The sequence below is a fragment of the Calditrichota bacterium genome (assembly GCA_013152715.1).
In the GTDB taxonomy this organism is placed as follows: Bacteria; Zhuqueibacterota; Zhuqueibacteria; order Thermofontimicrobiales; family Thermofontimicrobiaceae; genus 4484-87.
Genome location: JAADFU010000001.1, coordinates 22773 through 43422, shown reverse-complemented (window position 1 = coordinate 43422; position 20650 = coordinate 22773). Strand labels below are relative to the sequence as shown.

14 protein-coding genes are annotated in these 20650 nt (G+C 45.7%); 7 read left to right on the top strand and 7 right to left on the bottom strand.

Features of this window, described 5'->3' with window-relative positions; all coding sequences use genetic code 11:
- Nucleotides 1-400, top strand: a 400-nt coding sequence (locus GXO74_00160) for a hypothetical protein (GenBank protein NOZ60070.1), incomplete at its 5' end; no start/stop codon positions are given.
- On the opposite strand, the gene GXO74_00155 is transcribed toward GXO74_00160, so the two are convergent.
- From GXO74_00155 to GXO74_00145, 3 genes are all read right to left on the bottom strand, one after another.
- Entirely contained in the window at nucleotides 397-1812 is a 1416-nt protein-coding gene (locus GXO74_00155; protein NOZ60069.1) for a hypothetical protein, read from the bottom strand. The genes GXO74_00160 and GXO74_00155 overlap by 4 nt on opposite strands.
- A gap of 286 nt (nucleotides 1813-2098) precedes the next feature.
- On the bottom strand, nucleotides 2099-4306 hold the full coding sequence (gene selD, locus GXO74_00150; protein ID NOZ60068.1) for a selenide, water dikinase SelD: 2208 nt from the start codon (nucleotides 4304-4306) through the stop codon (nucleotides 2099-2101).
- 432 nt (nucleotides 4307-4738) lie between these two features.
- Nucleotides 4739-5776 carry a hypothetical protein gene (locus GXO74_00145; protein NOZ60067.1) on the bottom strand — a complete coding sequence of 346 codons (1038 nt, stop codon included), beginning with the start codon at nucleotides 5774-5776 and terminating at the stop codon, nucleotides 4739-4741.
- A 204-nt stretch (nucleotides 5777-5980) separates the two neighbouring features.
- Here GXO74_00145 and GXO74_00140 point away from each other — a divergent pair, with 204 nt between their 5' ends.
- Nucleotides 5981-6832: a sugar phosphate isomerase/epimerase gene (locus GXO74_00140; GenBank protein NOZ60066.1), complete on the top strand. Its 852-nt coding sequence runs from the start codon at nucleotides 5981-5983 to the stop codon at nucleotides 6830-6832.
- A 109-nt stretch (nucleotides 6833-6941) separates the two neighbouring features.
- Here GXO74_00140 and GXO74_00135 read toward each other — a convergent pair whose 3' ends face one another.
- Together GXO74_00135 and GXO74_00130 are read right to left on the bottom strand one after the other, a co-directional pair.
- Nucleotides 6942-7739 carry a hypothetical protein gene (locus tag GXO74_00135; GenBank protein NOZ60065.1) on the bottom strand — a complete coding sequence of 266 codons (798 nt, stop codon included), beginning with the start codon at nucleotides 7737-7739 and terminating at the stop codon, nucleotides 6942-6944.
- A gap of 39 nt (nucleotides 7740-7778) precedes the next feature.
- Nucleotides 7779-10622, bottom strand: coding sequence for a hypothetical protein (locus tag GXO74_00130; GenBank protein ID NOZ60064.1), 2844 nt, complete (start codon nucleotides 10620-10622; stop codon nucleotides 7779-7781).
- Nucleotides 10623-10973: 351 nt separating this feature from the next.
- Between GXO74_00130 and GXO74_00125 the strand changes: the two genes are divergently transcribed.
- On the top strand, nucleotides 10974-12083 hold the full coding sequence (locus tag GXO74_00125) for a hypothetical protein (GenBank protein ID NOZ60063.1): 1110 nt from the start codon (nucleotides 10974-10976) through the stop codon (nucleotides 12081-12083).
- A 149-nt stretch (nucleotides 12084-12232) separates the two neighbouring features.
- Here GXO74_00125 and GXO74_00120 read toward each other — a convergent pair whose 3' ends face one another.
- Complete coding sequence (locus tag GXO74_00120; GenBank protein NOZ60062.1) at nucleotides 12233-13246, bottom strand: YhdH/YhfP family quinone oxidoreductase; 1014 nt, start codon at nucleotides 13244-13246, stop codon at nucleotides 12233-12235.
- Nucleotides 13247-13446: 200 nt separating this feature from the next.
- A complete protein-coding gene (locus GXO74_00115) occupies nucleotides 13447-15372 on the bottom strand; it encodes a TonB-dependent receptor plug domain-containing protein (GenBank protein NOZ60061.1) in 1926 nt (641 codons plus the stop codon).
- Between the two features lie 226 nt (nucleotides 15373-15598).
- On the opposite strand from GXO74_00115, the gene GXO74_00110 reads away from it, so the two are divergent.
- From GXO74_00110 to GXO74_00095, 4 genes are all read left to right on the top strand, one after another.
- Nucleotides 15599-16414, top strand: coding sequence for a hypothetical protein (locus tag GXO74_00110; GenBank protein ID NOZ60060.1), 816 nt, complete (start codon nucleotides 15599-15601; stop codon nucleotides 16412-16414).
- Nucleotides 16415-16483: 69 nt separating this feature from the next.
- Nucleotides 16484-17062, top strand: a complete 579-nt coding sequence (locus GXO74_00105) for a hypothetical protein (protein ID NOZ60059.1) — start codon at nucleotides 16484-16486, stop codon at nucleotides 17060-17062.
- 32 nt (nucleotides 17063-17094) lie between these two features.
- Nucleotides 17095-19509 carry a penicillin acylase family protein gene (locus GXO74_00100; GenBank protein ID NOZ60058.1) on the top strand — a complete coding sequence of 805 codons (2415 nt, stop codon included), beginning with the start codon at nucleotides 17095-17097 and terminating at the stop codon, nucleotides 19507-19509.
- A gap of 62 nt (nucleotides 19510-19571) precedes the next feature.
- Nucleotides 19572-20543, top strand: coding sequence for an HD domain-containing protein (locus GXO74_00095; protein NOZ60057.1), 972 nt, complete (start codon nucleotides 19572-19574; stop codon nucleotides 20541-20543).
- The last annotated feature ends 107 nt before the right edge of the window (nucleotides 20544-20650 follow it).

Here is a 20650-nt window from a genome sequence, read left to right as displayed (position 1 = left end):
CGGGGGTGAAAATTGCTGGGAAAGCCATACTGTGGAAACGCCGCGAATTTTTCGCGAAGGCGATTTATTTCACATGATTTATTGTGGCTCTGGTGAGCATGACGACTACCCGGAACATGCCGGGCTGGCAATTTCGAGAGATTTGATTCACTGGAAAAAGTTCCCGCATAACCCGATTTTCTCTCGTGGCGATCGCGGAAATTGGGACGAAGGAGCGATTTGGTTTACCACAGTGGAAAAGATTGCCGGGAAATATTTTCTGTGGTATGAAGGCTATGGCGGGGGAGAAAATCGCGATGTGCCTTATGATTCTTACCTCGAGAGTGGAAGGTCTCAAATCGGGCTCGCTATTTTGCAGGCGCCTTATTTTTATGTTACTGAAGAAAAGTTTGAAAATTAATTTATTCTGCCTATTTTTCTGATGTGATTTGCTCCTAATTGCAAAAAAGCATTTGCCACATGAAAAAATCCTTTGTCATAGTTTTCCTGCGCCAACTGGAGCATGTTTTCCGCCTGATTGAAATGAAATTCTGTGCGGTTATTTTTGGCCCGCTCGACTTTGAGGCGGTTTTCGGCAACTAACTTATTCAATTTGTCGATTCGCTCTTTCAATTTTTGCTGGGAAATTTGTGGTGCGTTGTCGTTTATCATCTGATCCGCCGAATTTAATAAGTTCTCTGCCATGTCAATTACCTCGAGTGCTAATAAAAAATTATTATTATTGGCTGCTGTCTGTGCTTTTCGCCATCCTGTTTTGGCATAATTTAACAAAATTTTCACTTCAGTGTCTGTGTCCTGCGTCACCTGTGGTTCAATTTGTCGAATATGATCTTCCAGATCAGTTAAGGCTATCGCGATTGAAGGCTTTTTTCCTCCACTTGGTTTTCTCATTTTTTTTAACAATCGCTCCGCCAGATTCCGCGCCATGGAAGCGTTCTTGATTGCTTCGTCTGATTTTTGATCTTTCAAAAAAACATGCGCATTTTCCTGAAGCAATTTTATCTGGCTGAATAAAAAATTTGTCATTTCGTCGCTGTTTTCAGGCGTGAGCTGGCTTTCCAGATTTTCGACTAATTCGTCGAGCAAAGCCACTTCCTCATCCGCGCGTGTCTCTGTCAGTCCGCCTTTTCCCGTTGCGATGTTTAAAGCCCGCGACATGAGCCGTGTCGCTTGATGGTAATAGTCAATCGCTTGCTGAAATTCACCGTTACGACGAGCCTGATCAGCTTTGTTTGCTATTTTCAGAGCCAGATTTGTATTTTTTCTTACCGCCGGATTGGATGATTTCGGCAAAACCTGCTTGTTTTTCTGATAAAATTGATCAAAGCGATAGGCTTCATCTTCTGCCAATTGCGCCGTCGATTTATCTTCATTTCGTGCCACGGTGATTGATTTTCGCAACAAAAAAACTGCTTTGTTATAATAAAAAAGCGCTTGCTTGAAATCATTATTTTTCAAAGAATTAACAGCTAAATCTCTATTTTTCAGTCCTTGCTCAAACAATTGTCGCGCTTCCGGGCTTTCATGGGTTTGAGTCAATTGCCCGGCTTCCCCAATGAGATTTTCCAGCTTGCGCCGGCGGTTGGTGATATTTTCCCGGAATAAAATTTTTAATGCGGAATTTACAGCATTGTCCGCCTTGCGCAATTTTCGAGCGGCTATAAAGCGCCGAAGATTTCGCGCGGCATCTGCCGCCCGTCGGAGGTTTACGTCAGCCATGCGGATAAGTCTGCCCGCTTCCGGGTTATTGGCGGTTGTCTGGATGTCTCGCGCAAAATTCAGTTTCTGGCGCGTCTGATTGAGTCTTTTCACGAAGATACGAGCTTCTTGCGCCACAGTCGGCTTTAATGGCAAACTGACCAAGAGAAAAAAAATTAAAAATATTGTTCTAAAATAAACCATTTTTGTGAACTCGACTTTTGTTATTCATTTATCAAATAATGTACCAAATAATTTAGGAAACAAAGAAAACAATAAAAACAAATGGTTACAAATAATTTGTGACAAAAATTAGCAATTGAAAAGTAATGTCGACAAAACAATGCCCCACAGGGTACAAGTCATTGAACGAATTGGTGCAAAAGAAATTTATTGCCTTTCAAGGAATCACTGTGATTTTCCCCTCTCCCTTTTCGGTAAATTTACCAATAATTGCACTGCCGCCATTGGCACTCGCATTCATTTGGCCGACGAACTTTTTCGCATCAACTTCCGGCAGTGCAATGAGCAAGCCTCCGGAAGTCTGCGCATCGCAAAGGAGCAATTTGTCAATTTCGGAAATTTTTTCGTGCCAACGGACAACTTTTTTAACAAAATCCACGTTCGCCACCGTGCCGCCGGGAATCACGTCGGCGAGCGCTAATTCGCGCGCCTGCTCCAGAATCGGCACCTCGGAAGCTCGCACTTCTGCATTGACGCCGCTGCCGGTCGTCATTTCTTTCAAATGTCCCAACAAGCCAAACCCGGTCACATCAGTGCAACTGTGAACTTCAAACTGCACCATCAGCTCGGCGGCGGCGCCGTTCAACTGCGCCATTATTGCAATGGCTTGTTTTTTTGTGGCCTCGTCAACTACGCCGCGTTTGAGACCGGTGGTGATGATTCCCAATCCGATGGGTTTGGTCAAAACGATGGCGTCGCCGGGACGCGCCTGGCTGTTGGTGAGAACTTTTTTCGGGTCAATCAGTCCGGTGACAGCGAGACCGAATTTGGGTTCGCTGTCTTCTACCGTGTGGCCGCCGACGATGGGAATTCCTGCTTCCGTGGCTTTGTCGCTCGCGCCACGCAAAATTTGCTGCAAAACGTCCAGCGGCAGCCTTTTCTCAGGAAAACCGACAATGTTGAGAGCAAAAATCGGTTTGCCGCCCATGGCGTAAATATCGCTCAAAGAATTGGCAGCGGAAATCGCGCCGAAATCGTACGGATCATCCACAATTGGCGTGAAAAAATCCACTGTCTGCACCACAGCCTGCTCGTCGTTGATGCGGTAAACTGCCGCATCGTCCGCGGTGTTCGTTCCGACCAATACGTTAGCGTCGGTGATTTTCGGCATTGACGCAAGCACCTGCTCCAGATTTTGCGGCCGTAATTTGCAGGCGCAGCCCAGACCGTGAGTGAAATGCGTCAATTTAATATTTTCGCTGTCGACGAAAAGCGGTGTTTCTTCGTCTGCGGCTGGCTTCAGTCGTTTCACTGCTCCCGTGACCGAACGAACGGCGCGGTCGATTTGTTTTTCGTCATTCAGCCGGCCCACGGAAAAACGAATCGTTCCCAGAGCTTGCCCCAACGGCAGACGCATGGCGACGAGAACCTCCGACGGTTCCGCCACGTCCGTGTGGCAGGCGGCGCCGGCAGAAGCCGCAATATCTGTCAGCTCGTCCAAAAGAGTGTTGGCGTCGATTCCCGGAAAAGAAACATTGAGTGTGTTGGGCAGCCTTTTTGCCGGATGTCCGTTGAGCTGAATGTCGGGAATCTCTTTTTTTAGACCTTCCCACAATTTCTCCCGCAATTTCCGCGAATGACGCTGAATTTCGTCCAAATCACGCCGGGCGATTTCGCATGCCTTGCCCAGACCGACAATTTCCAGCACATTTTCCGTGCCGGCGCGTCGGCCTGATTCGTGGTCCGCGCCAATCATCAGCGGTTGCAGCCGGAGACCTTTGCGCATGTACAACGCGCCAATGCCTTTAGGCGCGTACAATTTGTGCCCGGCAACAGACAGCAGATCAACTCCAAGCTCGTTTACGCGCGTGGGAATTTTTCCTACAGATTGTGCCGCGTCGGTGTGCAGCAAAACGTCGTGTTTTTTGGCAATTTGAGCGATTTCAGCGATGGGTTGAATCGTACCCACTTCGTTATTCGCGTGCATGATGGTGATCAAAAACGTTTCGGGGCGGATGGCTTTTTCTACATCTTCGGGATTGACCATGCCGAATTTGTCCACGGGCAGATATGTCACGGAAAAACCTTTTCCCTCCAGATATTGGCAAACATTTTTTACTGCCGGATGTTCGACCTGGGATGTAATGATGTGATTTCCTTTGTGCTGAAAAGTCTCTGCTGCGCCGCGAATGGCGTAGTTGTTCGACTCGGTGCCGCCGCTGGTGAAAATAATTTCTTCCGGCTGGCAATCGAGCAATTCCGCCACTCGTCTTCTTGCAAGAGCAATCGCTTTTTTCGTCTGCATACCGTAGTAGTGGGAACTCGATGGATTGCCAAAATTTTCCTTGAGAAAAGGGATCATCGCGTCCGCCACTTCGTCGATGATGGGAGTCGTGGCATTGTGATCAAGATAAATCGGCTTCATGCAATATCTCCATTTAGAGAAAAACGAAGAACAAGTGTATTTTGAGTTTCGATTTTTTGGCTTCTGAATTTTGAAGTGGAAGTTCCGCGTTTTGATTATTGGCGCGACATTTCTGGTTTGTAACTTGTTATTAATTCCTAAATTTTGACCTGTCAGAATGGTAGCAATTCAGCAAAATTACATTTTTTTCTTTGACAATAGCTTTCTATTCCTGATGCCCCGTGAAGCAACAACTTACAAACCGTATTCCGCGATCTCGAAACTCTCAAAATATATTCATTCTCTGGTAAAATGTCAAGGGATTAATCGAATCGTCTGTTTTGAAGCGCTGCTGTGTTTCGCAATTTAGAGGCAAAATAATTTCACCCCCCCTTACTAAATAAAAACGCAACTATTGCTACCTCGTCAGCTTAAACTTTTAAAATCAAAATATTATCGCCCAGTTTGTTTAATTTCCCGCTTTAGCTCTTTCGTTTCTTGAATCTGTTTTTTCAGCCGGTTTTTTTCCGCTTTTTCTAATGTCATATTTTCCAGATAATCCAAATTATTTTTTGCTTCGTCAATATTGCCCATTTCTATTGCGCCTCTGGCAAGGTTCAGGCGGCAAATGTAGATGTTGTATTTGGACTTAATTGATTCCTTCTGCAGGGAACTCAAAATTTGCTCAAAATATTTTTTTGACAGGGAAAAATCCTTCACGGCAAACGCACTTTTTGCAGCTCCCCAGAGGAAAAATCGGCTGCCGGGAAATTTTTTTAATCCTGCCTGCGCCCAGTTGAGCGCTTCCTGCGGGCGATGGATTTTCAACAGCATCCAGACAATTTCGTTCAAAGCGGCGTAGCGGGAATAGCGTCCTTTTGTAATGGCAAGTTTGACATATTTTAGTCCTTTTTCTCGTTCGTCCGGCACTAACGGCAGCCAGTTCAGCGATCGCGTCAGTTGACTGCGCCAAAATTTGAACGTGCCGATGCCTAAATAGGCGTCGTAAAATTCGGGATCCATTTTAACGATTTTGTTCAACAGAGTGATCGCTTGAATTCCCTGCTGAATGGCACGCAAGTAATTTTTTTCTTTCCCCTGCTGAAAGGCCAGATACGAGAGCGCGCTGGCTTTGAAAAATAACATTTCCGCCTGTTTTTTGCGGCCGAGGTGCGCTACAGAAGCGTCAGATTTCTTGATGGTTTGTTTCAAATAAAAGACAAAGCTTTGTTTTTGGTCGTAACGCTCGTAGTCCATCATGCGCGATTGCAAAACTGCTGCTTTGAAAAAATAGCCCGCGGGATGATCGGGAAATTGCTTTACAAATTCATCGAGCAGGGAGTCCGCGGTTTCGTACTTGTGAATAATGGACAGCCTGATCGCGCGCTGAATTAACGAATCAGCGTTGCCGAAATTATTTTGGGCGAAAACGTCAGCCCGCATTAAAAAAATGATGACGAACAGCGCCATATTTTCCACAAAATATTTCAAATAAATCTCCTTCTGCCAAAATTGAATCGTATTCGCATTGCTGACATCTGATGTGAAAATAGTTAGTTAGCTGCTTTTACAATAATATTTGAAAATTGTTTCGGGAACTTATCGCGTGGAACGGATTAAAATCATTAACGAAATTTTCATAGAATATCGCTGAACCTGGTTTTTATGCGAGAACAGAAGATTAAGGGAATACCATTGAAAAAAAGAGCTAAAGTTGGCATTACCATTGATAACTTCAAGGGATTGTCCCCTTCGCAGTTGTTGACAATTATCTCGAAATTCGGCGTCAAATTCGTGGAATTAACGGAGTCCGTTTTTGACGATTTGGACAATGTCAAAAAAGCAGTTTCCGGCATTGAAACAGGATTCCATTTGCCCAATTTGCACGACTTTGGATATGATTTTTCTCACCGTGATAAACATGATCATATTCAAAATCTAATCGCCCTGATTAATGAAAATTATCGCGATCTGCACATTCAATATTGTCTTTCGCACCCGCCTGAAAAGGAGCATGGCTCTCAGCCGACAACGGAACAAGTCGAATATCTGTTATCGAATTTAAATCAGTTGCAGGTCCCCTTAGTAATAGAAAACACGCAATTCATGAGTCCAGAGCAATTTGAAAAATTTTATCGCCAGGCTCAATCTGTCCTCGGTGACAAGCTTGTCGGAAAATGTTTCGACGCGCCGCATTATCTTCTTTCCGGTAATGATCCGGTCGAATTTTTGAGTCAAATGGACGGCGATATTTTTTGTTTGCATCTTTCTGATTGCAAAAACAATGTGGACGCACACCTGCCTTTCGGTCTGGGCGGACAGTTGCCCGTCGCTGAAATTTTAGAAAAAGTCAAACAGCAAAATTTTGACGGTTTCGTTAATCTGGAACTCATGCCGAGGAAATTATCCGATATTCGACCGCTAATCGAAAGTTATTTGATGGTCATGAAAACTTTTGATTATCCTCAATATTTGCGCTCAAAACTTCAGCTTTTGCTTCATTATTCATCACTGACAAAAATCGTGAGCAATGCCTTTAAAGAGTGATCCGGATTTTCCCGTGAATATTTGCAAAAAACCCGGTTGCCCCGGGTCTTTTGCGTTGAGAAGTTTTTGATTTTTTTCACGATTGAAGCCGCGATCACGAGAGATATTTTTAAATTTTTCTGATCCCCTCAATTTGTGTTTTCGGTGCTTCAAATTCGATGTGCCACTTGTTGAGAATTTTATTGCGCAGCGTAGTGATTTCCTTTTTCGTGTCGCCTAAAATGACTAACACCAGCGCCTTGCGGTCGAGCATGGTGTTGAGTTCGCCGGCGACCACACTATTGAATTTTTGGTGCAAATTCAGACTTGTAAAATTGCCAAATTCGCCATCAAAGAAATCAGACAGGGGGTAAGAGAAAATTCCCATCAAAGAAACTTTGTGATTTTGAGGATTTTGGACAAATTGGTTCCGGCGGCTGACGAATAGTATTTTTTCATTTGTGTCCCAACTAATGTTGAAATCGCGGAGCCTTCTGGAGCCGGACACAACGGGAACAATCTTCAACAAGTACCTTTTCGGAGATTCCAACCGCATGATGAGAGCAGGAATGGAATCGGGCAAAGTTATGGTTTCTGTTAATTGTAGTTGCGAATAGAAACGTTTCAAGCTGTCGGGATACAAAGTCGTTTTCGCCTGTCCTCTGTCCAGCGGCTTGCCGCCTATTTCCAAAAGCAAATCTTCCAGAAATTCTTCAGTTAAAAAACTCAGCCCGTGATAGCGGGCGGTGTTGTGCTGATTGGTTTCTCCGCAAAAGTAAAGCCCGATGTCGTTGGACAGCATGAAGGTCCGGCTTTCGCCCACTGGAACTTCAATGACAGGTTTCGATTCCCGTTGTTGAGCGATACTCGTTGAAACCAATCCGAAAATTGTCAACATGAATGAAATCAGCGCGCGTCTGATTGTCATTGGTGCTTCTCCTCTAAAATCCCCGCATCGTCAATCGTCTTATTTTTTAAAATTATTATACAAACGAAAAATTTTTCCGGTTCCCGGCTGCAATTCCATTTGAAAATGATTGCTATCGATGAATTTTACCGGCGGGATCTCGTTGCCAAGAATGTCCTGTAAAATGAATTTTTTACCAGATTTGAAAAAGGAAATTTTCTCAGGGACAACGAACCGGCACTGATCAGGCTGATCGCCGAAATTCAGCACGACCAGAAATTTTTCATTTTTATTGAAACGCAAATAGGCGTAAACTTCTTGCTCGTGATCCGTGGGAATTTTCACCATTTCACCGCGCCGGAAACAACGGTGCTCACGGCGTAGCAGAATAAGTTTTTGGTAAAATTTGTACAAATCATTGCCGACTTTGTCCCACGCCATCGTCGGCGTTTTTCCCGTGAGCCCGATTTCCTGACCGTAATAAATCAGTGGCGTGCCCGGAACAGTCAGCAGCAGCGTTGCCGCTAATTTTGTTTTTTCCAAGCCAAAAGTTTTGACGAATCGCTCCAAATCGTGATTTTCCAAATAGCGAAAATCGAGTGTCTGGCGCGGGTAATTCTTTTTTGTTTTCTCCAAGCCGTAGTGGATCGCTGTGAGCGGTTTTTTGCCATTCAAGACATCGAGCACATTTCCGTAAAAATCAGTATCGTAGGACATGTCAAATTCGTCTTTGTGATACGCCGGCGAGCGGGGCAACACTTCGTCGATGAGCAAAATGTCCGGGTTGATTTGCTTGAGTTCACGGCGAAATCTTTTCCAGAAATCGTGCGGTACGCCCCAGGCAACATCGCAGCGAAAACCGTCAACGCCTAAATTTGCCCAGAACTTTGCTGCATCTAATACATAGCGCCTAACGTTGGGATTCTCGTAATTTAAATTGGGCAAAGTGTCCCAGTCGTTGTGAAATTCGTAGGAATAAAACGAGTCTTGTGCCGGGGTGCTTTTCCAGCGATACCAGTCGCGAAAGGCAGAAAATCGATTCTGATACGCCGACAAAAAATAGGGGTGCTGATCCGACGTGTGATTGGCGACAAAATCGAGAATCAGGCGGATGCCGGCGGCGTGTGCTTTTTGCAGCAAATCCCGAAAGTCTGCTATGGTTCCGTAATCCGATTCAATGGCAAAAAAATTTGTGGGACCGTAACCGTGCTCCGTGGGACCTTCCCAGACGGGCATGAGCCAGATGCAGTTGATGCCCAGCGATTTCAAATACGGCAGTTTTTCGATGATGCCGCGCAAGTTGCCGCTGGGATGAAATTTTCTGGGAAAAATTTCGTAAACAATCGCGTCTCGTGCCCAGTCGGGCGTCTGGCTGAAATTGGCGATTTTCGCCATTCCTCTTTCGACAAACAAGGCGATGATTTCCTGCGAAGTGTTGCCGTACTTGTCTCGAGTGACGAGGTAAAAATAGTAAGTGCCATTTTGTTTCGGTTGAGGAATTTGCAGATTGGGCGAATGTGGCAGTTTGAACCGCTGCGGATTATTGATGTCCTGAAACCAGAGAAATTCCAGCGATTCGCCCATCTGTGGTTGGCTTTTGGACGCATCCAGAATAATTTTCCCCGGCGCAAATTTCTGCTGCACGGCAATGACCGGCGCCAAATTTTTCGTGGAAGCAATCACAGAGTTGTACCCGTTCCAGCCGTCGGGGACTTTTCGGTCATTTGTCGGATCGGGAATCCAATGCTTGCCGTTGACGACAAATTTGTACTCGTACTCACCGGGATCCAAATTCACCCACGCGGTCCAGACGCCGTCGTGATTGTAGTCGTGCAGCGGAGTGGCGTTGGCAGACCAGTTATTGAACTCTCCGGCGACGCTCACGGAATCGATGGATTTCTCAAACTGACGGAAGAAAACTGAGTCGGCAAGCTCGAATTTTACCGGATATTCGTGCCGCACAAAACTGTACACATCGACGGTGTCAATTTTGCTTTGCGCTCTGCCGTCGCTGATTTGCACCGTGAAAACGTATCTGCCAACTTTGTCCGGGACAAAAGAGGGAAATGGCGCATGCGAATTTTTCAATTTGGTTTTGCTGTGTGCCGGTTTGCTGATCATTTTCCAGCGATAATTTTCAATCGGCTCGCGATCCGGATCGTAGCACACGCCGGAATTGAGCGTGACTTTCGAATTGGCAGCGGCGATGGTCGTGAATCCGGCGTCTGCCACCGGCGGCGAATTTACGGCGTTGACGATAAAATACGATTGTAAGGGCGGTGCAGAATTTCCTTCTTTGTCGCGAATGCGTATTTGCAAATCGTACTCGCCGTCTTTCAATTTGCCAGGAAGAATTTCGAGGCGGCTTTCTTTTTCGTTGAAGATGAAATTTAATTTTCTGCCGTTGAGCAAAATTTCCGATTTTTGTAAATCCGGCGGAATTTTTCGCCAGTCCGAGCGGTAATCAGCGCGAATGGTGATGTCGGCGCGGCGCAGGACACTTCCGGTCTCCGGTTTCAAATTGGTTAATTGTGGCGCACCTTTTTTCGTGACGAATAATGTGGAATTGCTGTAAGGTCCGCTCCAGCGCGGATTTGCCGGGTCTTTAATCCAGCGAACGCCGTCGAGCAAAAATCGGTATTGATAAATGCCGGGCTTCAGAGAAATTTCCGTTTTCCAGATTCCGTCTCCATTTTTGTCGTGCAGCGGATTGGCATTTTTATCCCAATTATTGAAATCTCCGACCACCGAGATTGATTTAGTGCTTTCTGGCGCGCGCAAAGAAAATTTGATTGGCTGTTGTGCAATCAAAAAATTTGGAAAGACAAGAAAAATGAATAGCGGAAAAATTAAATATTTTTGAAAAACAGATTTTTTTGTACTCAACCGGCGAAAATGCTCCATGCAATTGTCCATTTTATTTTGTGATTGTTTTTTTGCCGCGATGGGAAATGAGCTTGATCATTCAAAATATTTATTTTTCAAAAAGAATAATTCATTAAAAATTGAACAAGTCATGGTGCGTTTTTGTTCTAATAGAATATAAATTTTTGTGTTTTGGAGTCTTGGTAGCTTGATGATTTTTAATATAAAACTTCTCACCGAAAAAATCAATTCAATTCATCTTCGTTGCAAAAAATTAACAATCGAACAAATTGGCGGCAAATTTTAAAAAATGCTTGAATCTTTGCCCTGAAGGGTGTAAATTGATAGATGGCATTTTCGTCAGTGAAAACATTGGGGAAACGGGTTTTTATGAGAAAAAAAATAACGCGACTATTCGTAGTAGCACTTTTGTTGGCAGCTCCGGCAATACTTCCGGCAAAGTCTGATTTGCTACAAAAATTAAAAAAGGACATCCGGAATGGCGAACTGCGTAAATTTTCTCCCATTGAAGCGGCGTTCATTCTTTCCGGGGCAGACACGCGCGAAAAAATGAATGATGGCATTCGCTGGTACGACAGTTTGCTTGTCGATATTCGCGAAAAAAATTTGATTCAATTTGACCGCCGCGCTTCGGCGGAACGGCTGTTCATGTATTTTCATTCGCTGGTGCTGAAAAAATATCGCGAGCGAGCAACTACGTTGTTCGATATTAAAGAAAAAGGCGATTACAATTGCGTCAGCGCCACGGTGTTGTTCAATTTGACGTGCGACGAATTGGGGCTTTCGACCAGCGCTTTCGAGACGCCGACGCACGTTTACACGATTTTCACCAATGTCACGGAGCGGCTGATGGTGGAAAATACCTCGTCCATGGGCTTCAACATCATGAAAAATTTGCAGCAATATTCCCGCTATTTGGCGCGTTTTTATCCCAAAAATGAAGCATTGAAAATTGGACTGGATCGGCTCTATTTCTACGAAAATTCCCGCGGGCGAGAAATTTCGAATATTGAATTATTGGGTCTCATCTGCTACAACGAAGCAGTGATGCACGCGGAGCGGCAGCAGTTTGATCGGGCGTATCAGTTTGTGCAATTAGCGCAGTTATTCAACAGCGATTCCCGCTCCAACGAGAAATTTGAAATCAATCTCTACTATCGCTGGGGCAGGAAACTTTTCGAGAAAAGGGACTATGCCCAGGCATTCGAGGTGATGGCAGACGCCGCGTACCGCTATCCTGATAACGAAAATTTTGTGAAAAACTGTCGCACCGTATTTGCTCGATCGTTGGAACAATTGTGGCGCGAAAAAAAGTGGAGAAAAACTTTTGAAATCATCGGTGAATTTGATGAGTTGAAAATCGGAACAGGCAATGAAATTTACATGAAGAACCACATTTTGGATCAATGGATTCGATATTGGGAGAAGCAAAATGACAAGCTGAGAACGAATCAAGCGCGGCAATTGAGATTCGATTAGTTGGAAATCATTAAAAACATGGAACGCGGATTTGCACGGATAAAGTACTTTTATTCGGCAAGAACGGAACAGCGCCTCGGAAATAGGCGAGACGCTGTGTTAGCATCCGGCTCTGTGTTTTGCTGAACTCGAAACTACAAACCGAAACCCTATTCCAGTTCCCCATTAATTTCCACAACCACTCTACCGCGAATTTTTCCCTGGAGAATTTTCTCGATGTATTCAGGAAGCTGCTCCAACTGAATGGTCGTTGCAATGTCTTCTAACTGCTCAATTTTCCACTCATGAGCTAATCTGCGCCAGATTTTCCAGCGCGGCTCTTTGGGCCATTGCGCGGAATCAACGCCGATCAACCGCACGCCGCGTAAAATGAAAGGATAAACAGTCAGGTTCAACTCTGCGCCAGCGACAACGCCGCACGCGGAAATGACGCCGTGATTTCTGGTCGATCTGACCAGCGTTGACAGCGTGTTTCCGCCGACCGTGTCCATGCCGCCGGCCCAGACCATTTTCAGCAGAGGCTTGTTGCTTTGGTCGTTCAGTTCTTCTCTGCCAATTACCCGGCTCGCTCCGAGAAATTTCAAAAAATCGACGGCGTCGGCTTTCCCGGTGACCGCCACCACCTGGAATTTTTCCTTTGCCAGCAGTGCGACCGCAATGGAACCCACGCCGCCGGTCGCGCCGGTGACGACAACTTCGCCGGCCGACGGTTTCAGATTATTTTCCAGCGCGGCGTTAATGCCAATTGCCGCGGTAAAGCCGGCTGTGCCCAGAATCATACCCTGTTTCAGCGACAAATCCAAAGGCAGCGGCACAACCCAGTCCGCGGGAACGCGAATGTATTCTTCGTAGCCGCCGTCGGTGTCTGCTCCCAGATCATAGCCGGTCACGAGCACACGGTCGCCGGGCTGGAAATCGGAATTTTCACTGCGGGCGACAATCCCTGCGGCGTCAATTCCGGGGACGTGCGGATAATTCCGCGTCACGCCGTAAACACCGGTCGCGGAAAGCGCATCTTTGTAATTCAACGAAGAATAGGCGACCTGAATGGTCACGTCTCCTTGCGGCAAATCGGATAAATTTCGCGGAACAATTTCAGCGTGCGTGTCGCCGGAGTCGTCTTTTGTCGCCAGATAAGCGCGAAAGGGTTGTTTTATTTGCATTTTCAAATCCTCTCTGGTTGTTAGTTCAATATAAATTGACGCTGCAATTTGAAAATGGTTTCATTCCTACTGGGATTGTTGATTCTTTTGTGCATTTTTTTCTGCAAATATTGAACACCCTCGGTGTCTTCTACGGTAGAAATTGTTTTTTTTGATCTTTGAAAACGAAGAAAATATTTTTCGCCAAAAAAAATGCGCTGTCAATTCCAGAATTCCCAGCGAATGCCATAGTGGAAAGATCGCGGATTCATGGGATAGCCGTAGATGATTTCGTATTTTTCATCCAGAATATTTTCCAGCAAAAAATAGAACTGCAATTTGCCAAATTTCAAATTAGCAAAAAAATTCAGCACCAGCGCCGGATCAAGTTTTTTTGATAATTTGATCGCCTGGTACGGGTGAAAAACTTCACTCGTCCTTTCTCCCCAATATTGCCCCTGGATTCGCGCGAGGACGCGCAAGTCTCCCTGAAAAAATTGATTCCAATATTCAAGCGCCGTTACAGCGCTGATTTTTGGCAAATGATTTGTGCGGCACTTCTCCAGCAGCATCGCCATTGATTGGAATTTAAAATTGTGAAAGAAGAAAATTTCCGCTCCCAGGTCGGCGCCGAAAAATTGATACGCATCAGAATTGGCAGCGATGAAAGCCGATGAATCTGAAAATTGGTACTGTATTTCATTTTCAATCTGTTTGAAAAATCCGGTAGCGAGAAAATGGGCGGAACCCGTTAGAGAAAAATTTGTCTGCAACGCGAGTTCATTAACTGTTTCCGGCGCAAGTGACGGATTGCCGCGAACGGGACTGCCTGCGAAAAGTTCGGCCAAAAACGGAAAACGCACGCCCCGGCTGCCGCGCAGAGAAAATTCCCAACTGCTGTCCGGAGAGAATATTTGAGAAAATGAACCGGAAAATCGCGGGGAGAAATCATTTTGCCAGCGCAGTCCCGCGGCGAAATTTGTCGCCCATTTTTCATTGGGACGCCAGCTTTGCCGCAGAAAACCGCCGACTTTGCTTTGTTTTTTCTCGCCGAAATCAGCCGCGTTGGCGTCGGTGAACTCGGCATCTCCGTCCAGCGACGCCGAGTAAGAGCCGTTGCCGAGCCGAAAGGTGAAATTCGTTCCCGCGTAACGGCTGCGATCGATGTCTTTTTTGTCAACTTCAACGTCCGTCAATTTGGTATATTGATTGCTGAAGTAAAGGGCGCCGCGAAAATTCTCCGCTTGCGCGCCGAACATTCTGCCGAAGAAATTGACGGTGTGATCGGTGCGCGTCAGCTTTTGTTTTGCGGACGGCGCGGCAAATTCATCGTTGACGAAATAGCCGGGCAGCTTGCGATTCAGAGAATGGTTGATCACCGAATATTGCAGCCGCCATTTTTGCGAGAAAAGAAAATTCACCCGGGCGCGCAGATTTTGATGTTCGTACAAATAGGCGCCGTTTCTGCCGTCGTTGGATTTGATGTGTCCGCCGACCATGACGTTGGCTTTGTGGCTCACTTGCTGCCCGAAACGAAAATCGACATCGCTGAAGCCGCGCGGCGCTTTGTGGTGGTAAATTTGCGAATAGGGCTCGCGTCCGCGAAAGGGAGTCGTTCGCAAACCGATAGTCTCCGCGTCAGAAAAAAATAATAGCATTTCGTTCGAATTTTTTGCATCGACCGATTCCATGAATTCCATGGGAAGGAGCGTCAAATCGGCCTCGCCGCTCATCGGGTCGTAGAAAGGTCTGTAATCGAGAAACACTTTTGATTGGCGTGGATTTGTGCCGCGAAATGAAAAATAGGTCTGCTGTCCCGCAGCGGCCGGATCAAAAATGTAAATCGAATTGACTAATTTGAACCAGTCGCTGATGTCTTCGGCGAAAATGGATTGCAAGGAATGGTGATTCAAAATTTGAAAGGGAACTTGCGCCAGAGTGTCATTCGGGAAAACGAGCCGCGGTTTCGCTGGCGGTGCAGGGAGTGAATCCGTCCTTGTTTGTTTGGTCAATGAGTCCGGTGGAGGAGGAACTGGCGGCAATGGAATTTGAGCAAATGTCGGCACCGCTTGAGTTGCGATGGCGATGAAAAGCAATGAGATTATTATTTTTTGTTTTGAAAGCAGTCGCTGAATTTTGTATCTCATTTTAACCTCAGTTGTCTTCTGAATTTTTGCAAATAAAAAATGAACTTTATTCGGAGCAAAATGGTGCTACTGAGCGTTAAAATAATAAATTTTATTGAAAAAATAAAGCATATTTTCTGTTTCAGGTATTTTTTTTAAAAATATGACTTTTCCATTGATTTTGTAACTCAAATATTTTATATTATCTTAACAAATTTGACTGCTTCACTTAAAAAGGAGCATTACGATGAAGCGAAGAGCTGTTTGCATCCTTTTACAGGTGTTTCTTCTTGTCAACTTCGGCTTTTCCCAGCAGAGTGAATATGGCGGAGGCGGATATGATGGTTATGGCCTGGTTGACAAGATCAAGCCGATCAATTTAATTGACGTCCCCACGGCAAATTTTTTGAGCCTGAAAAATTTTCAGTTGAAACTGCGCGTTTATGATTTGGGTGGAATGCTCGCTGGTTTGACAGTGGGGCTGACTCCCCGACTGATGTTCGGCGTGACCTATGGCGGTCAGAATATTGTCGGACATGGACACATCAAGTGGAACGAGGCGCCGGGGGTAAATGTTCGCTATCGCGTCAAATTTGAAACCGAGCGTTACCCTGCGGTCTCCATCGGATTTGACTCTCAAGGATACGGCACATATTACTCTGATTTGAAAAGATATCAGATCAAATCCATGGGTTTTTACGCGGTCGCGAGTAAGAATTTTACAATTTTAAAAGATTTAGGTTTGCACGGCGGCATCAATTACAGCAGCGAAAACAAGGGGTCGGAAAGAGATATGAATTTTTTTATTGGCTCCCATTTGTACGTGGATCGTGACCTGTCGCTCATCTGGGAATATAATTTTGCTACCAACGACAACGACAGTTCTTCCATTGGGACCGGCAAAGGATACATGAATATAGCGGTTCGCTGGGCATTTTCGCGGCATTTGATGCTGGAATTTTCTGTGAAAAATTTGCTAAAAAATAACAAGGCAGTGGGCAAGATCGAAGAGATTCCTAACGAAAGCAGAGAACTGAAGATTCTCTATTTTGAAAATTTTTAAGAAAATTTAGCCGATGATTGTTGTCAAATTATTTGAAATGCCCGAACAATTTTTGCTGATGGTGAATTCATGAAAAAAATTTATCTCCACAGTCCGATCATTTTTATGGTGGCAATTTTATTTTATTTTCTTTTTTCTCAATGCTATACGACATTTCAGCACCCCACGGTTTATGTGCCGGTGGATTCTACGAGTTATTACGCGCAGGAAGTAACGTTTGCCGATGATTGCAGCCAATGCCACGAAGATCAGAAAAAATATGTCGAGAACGAGACTGACATTTACGCGGATCCGATTTATGAACAAAATTCTGACTGGAACTATTATTACATGACGCCGTGGTGGTACGATCCGTATTATTATTCTGGCGACAGCAGGACTGCGGTCGGAGACGACCAATTAGCGCCTACGCAACGCCGGGATTTTGATCGCCGTCAGAAAGCGCCCGGGCCCAATTATGCCACGCCAGCTTCTTCCAGCCCGGCTTTGTCCAAGTCGAGATCGAGCGGCTCTTCAAATAATTCGTCGCCGTCAAAGCGCAGAGAGCGGCGCCATTCTGTTTCCACACCGGCAAAAAAAAGTCAGCCTGCGGCGCCGGCGCCAAAACGTGTCTCGCGAACGAAGGAGAAAAAGAAAGAGAAAAAATGATGATCTGCTGATTCAATGGGAAAGAGGTTGACATGCCGCGGCTTGTTCGAGTTGCGTTACTGGTTTTCGCGCTGATTATTTTTGTCGCTGGCTTCGGCGCTTTTTTGAGTTATCGTTTGCTGCACAAATCTTTGCCCCAGACCTCGGGCGAACTGAAAATTGAAGGGGTTTCTCGTCCTGTCCGCATTTTCCGCGATTCATTCGGCGCCCCACATATTTTTGCCGAGAACGAAGCAGACCTCTATTTTGCTTCTGGCTACGTTCATGCTCAAGAACGGCTGTGGCAGATGGATTTGTACCGCCGGGTGGCAACCGGAACGTTGTCGGAAATTATTGGCGAACGCGCGCTGTTTGTGGATAAATTCATCCGGCTGGTGGGAATTCCACGGATTTCTTCCCAAATAAAAAATAGCCTTTCCGAGCAATCTCTTTTCATCCTCAAAAATTACACCCACGGCGTCAACGCTTTTCTGCAACAAAACCAGAATCGTTTGCCACCGGAATTTACTATTTTGAATTATCGTCCCCATGCCTGGAAAATCGAGCACTCCATCGCGATTCAGCGTTTACTGGCTTTGTCTCTGGAAATGGGGTGGTTTGTTGATCCTGCTTTTGCCGTGCTGCAAAATAAAATTTCTCCCCAAAAATTGCGGGAAATTTTACCGGAACATTTTGAGAAAAAATATGCGGACATGCCAGGAGCAAAGGGTTCGTCTTCTAAAATATTCGCGAAAATTTTGGACGTTGGTCTGGCATTGAAGAAATTCACTGGTATTGGCGGCGCCGGATGCGGCAGCAATGGCTGGGTCGTATCCGGAGATCGCACGCGGAGCGGAAAGCCTCTTCTGGCGAATGATCCCCATTTGTGGCTGCAAAATCCGTCCATCTGGTACGAAGTTCAGCTTCATTCGCCGCAGGTGAAATGTGCTGGTTTTACCATTCCCGGATTGCCCGGGATTGTCATCGGTCAAAACCAATCGCTTGCCTGGGGCTTGACCAATCTCATGGCAGACGGCTGTGATTATTTTCAGGAAAGAATCCATCCGGCGGACTCGCTGAAATATTTTTATCAAAACAGGTGGCGGCAAATGGACGTTGTCATCGACACGATTTTCGTGAAGGGGAAAAAGCCCTTTGTTCAAATCACCCGCCGGACAAAACACGGGCCTCTGATTTCTGATCTGGACAGCAGTCTAACGAAATTGCCGTTCAGCGTCTCCGTGCACTGGACTGGCAGAGAGGCGAGCGATGAGTTTCTGGCATTTGACAAAATTATGAAAGCTGGCAACTGGGAGCAATTTGTTGACGGACTGCGAGATTTCGCTGTGCCGCCGCAAAATTTCCTCTACGCAGACACTGCCGGAAATATCGGCTACTACGCTGCCGGAGCTGTCCCCGTTCGCAAGCGAGGTCGCGGCATTTTGCTGAAACCCGGCTGGGATCAGCGATTCGACTGGCAGGGAAAAATTTCTTTCGAACAGTTGCCGCACTGGATTAATCCGGATTCCGGAATGATCATCTCCGCCAATCAGAAAATGGTCGATAATCGCTACCCGTTTTTCATTTCCGATTACTGGGAGCCGAAATATCGTTTTCGCCGCATCTGGCAAATGCTTTCTTCTCAGGAAAAAGTTTCCGTTGAAAATTTCAAAAAAATGCAGCGTGATCGTCACGATTTGCACGCGGAATATTTGATGCCGTTCATTTTGCCGGTACTGGGAAATTTTGATCGAAATGACAGCTTGAGAAATTATTTTTACCGATCGCTGAAAACCTGGGATCGGACTGTTTCGGAAAAATCGGTGGGCGCGGCAATTTTTGAAGTGTTCCTCACTCATTTTTACGAAAATATTTTTCGTGATGAAATGGGTGGGGAGCTTTACAAAAAATTTGTGCAATTGCCGAACATTCCCATTCGCGCTGTTGACGGATTCATCGACAGCAACGACGCCCCTTGGTTCGACGATGTTTCCAGCGGAGAAATTGTCGAAACGCGGGACGATATTATTTTGCGTTCGCTGAATCAGACCTTTGATTTTTTGGCGGAAAATTATTCTAAAAATGTTCGCCAGTGGCGCTGGGGAAATGTCCATCGATTGGAACTCAAACATCTGCTGGGCCAAAAAAAGCCGCTCGATTCTTTCTTCAACATCCGCTCTTTTCCCATCGGCGGGTCCAATACAACAGTCAACGCCGGCGTGTTTCCATTCTCGGACAAAAAATTTGCCATGACCGTCGGCGCGTCCATGCGGCAAATTGTGGATTTCTCTCGTCTGAATGAGCCGTGGCATGTTTTGCCCACAGGACAATGCGGTAACCCATTGAGTGAACACTACAGCGATCAGACTCAGCTCTGGCGGGGAGGAAAATACCGCCGGTTGGCATTGGACAGCCTCTCAGTTGCAACTTCGGCTTCGGATTTATTGACTCTTGTTCCTCAAAAATGACCGCTCTGCGTCTTTGGTTCACATCTCGGAAAATTCATTGCTTTAGCAAAAAGGAGTTTGACATGGCGCAAAAATTAATCAAGGATTTCAAGGTCGGCGATCAAGTGGAGGGATTTTTTGTGCTGCGAAAGAAGGAATTGCGGCAGCGGAAAAATCGCGCTGACAACTATTTGGCGCTCGAATTTGGCGACTGCTCGGGCAGGATGCAGGGATCGTTGTGGGAAAATGCCGCAAAAACTGAAAAAAACGTGGAAGTGGGCGCCGTCGTCAACATCAAAGCCAAAGTGATTTCCTACCAAAATAAACCTCATCTGAACGTGGAAAAAATTCGTTCCGCAAGTTCCGGTGACAAAGTCGACCCGAAAAATTTTTTGCCTGTCAGTGAAAAAGATACTGAAGCTTTGCTTGCTGAAATCCAAAAATCGTTGCTTGAAATTAAAAACTCCAATTTGCTTAAATTGATTCACTATTTCCTTGACGACGACAATTTCATTCAAAAATTCAAACAAGCCCCCGCCGGCAAGCTCTGGCACCACGCCTGCGTTGGGGGCCTGGCCGAACACACGTATTCGGTGATGCGCCTGGTCGAGATAATCGCGGATCATTACAAAGAAGATGTCGACAAAGAAATTTTGAAAACGGCTGCGTTTTTGCACGATATTGGTAAAATCGATGAGTTTGCAATGAACGGATTCATTGATTATTCTACGCACGGGCGGCTGATCGGCCACATCAATATTGCGTTTCAACGGGTGAGTCACGCGATTTTGAAAATTGAAAAATTTCCCAAAAAATTGAGCCAGCAGGTTTTGCACTGCATTTTGAGCCACCACGGCGCCCGCGAAAAAGGCTCGCCGGTCGTCCCGATGACGCTGGAAGCGCTGATACTCAGCTACGCCGATGAATTGGATTCCCTGGTCGGTGCGTTTCAGCGAATTATTTCCAGAGAAAGTGAACCCGGAAAAATGTGGAGCCGTTACGTGAATTTGATTGATCGGTTTATTTATTTGGGCGGAGTTGAAGAATCCAAATAAAAAATAGCTTTTTTGAAACTTTAGCCTCTGCTACTAAAATGAGATTGTGAAAAACGCTAATTTAAAAAAGTTGCTGGTCGGTCCCCCAAGAAAAAAATATTAGCGGC

What these genes read in the sequence shown, in the direction of transcription:
- selD (NOZ60068.1), bottom strand. Translation starts at nt 4,306, where the DNA reads ATGAAGCCGATTTATCTTGATCACAATGCCACGACTCCCATCATCGAC.
- GXO74_00135 (NOZ60065.1), bottom strand. Translation starts at nt 7,739, where the DNA reads ATGACAATCAGACGCGCGCTGATTTCATTCATGTTGACAATTTTCGGA.
- GXO74_00130 (NOZ60064.1), bottom strand. Translation starts at nt 10,622, where the DNA reads ATGGAGCATTTTCGCCGGTTGAGTACAAAAAAATCTGTTTTTCAAAAA.
- GXO74_00125 (NOZ60063.1), top strand. Translation starts at nt 10,974, where the DNA reads ATGAGAAAAAAAATAACGCGACTATTCGTAGTAGCACTTTTGTTGGCA.
- GXO74_00120 (NOZ60062.1), bottom strand. Translation starts at nt 13,246, where the DNA reads ATGCAAATAAAACAACCCTTTCGCGCTTATCTGGCGACAAAAGACGAC.
- GXO74_00115 (NOZ60061.1), bottom strand. Translation starts at nt 15,372, where the DNA reads ATGAGATACAAAATTCAGCGACTGCTTTCAAAACAAAAAATAATAATC.
- GXO74_00110 (NOZ60060.1), top strand. Translation starts at nt 15,599, where the DNA reads ATGAAGCGAAGAGCTGTTTGCATCCTTTTACAGGTGTTTCTTCTTGTC.
- GXO74_00105 (NOZ60059.1), top strand. Translation starts at nt 16,484, where the DNA reads ATGAAAAAAATTTATCTCCACAGTCCGATCATTTTTATGGTGGCAATT.
- GXO74_00100 (NOZ60058.1), top strand. Translation starts at nt 17,095, where the DNA reads ATGCCGCGGCTTGTTCGAGTTGCGTTACTGGTTTTCGCGCTGATTATT.
- GXO74_00095 (NOZ60057.1), top strand. Translation starts at nt 19,572, where the DNA reads ATGGCGCAAAAATTAATCAAGGATTTCAAGGTCGGCGATCAAGTGGAG.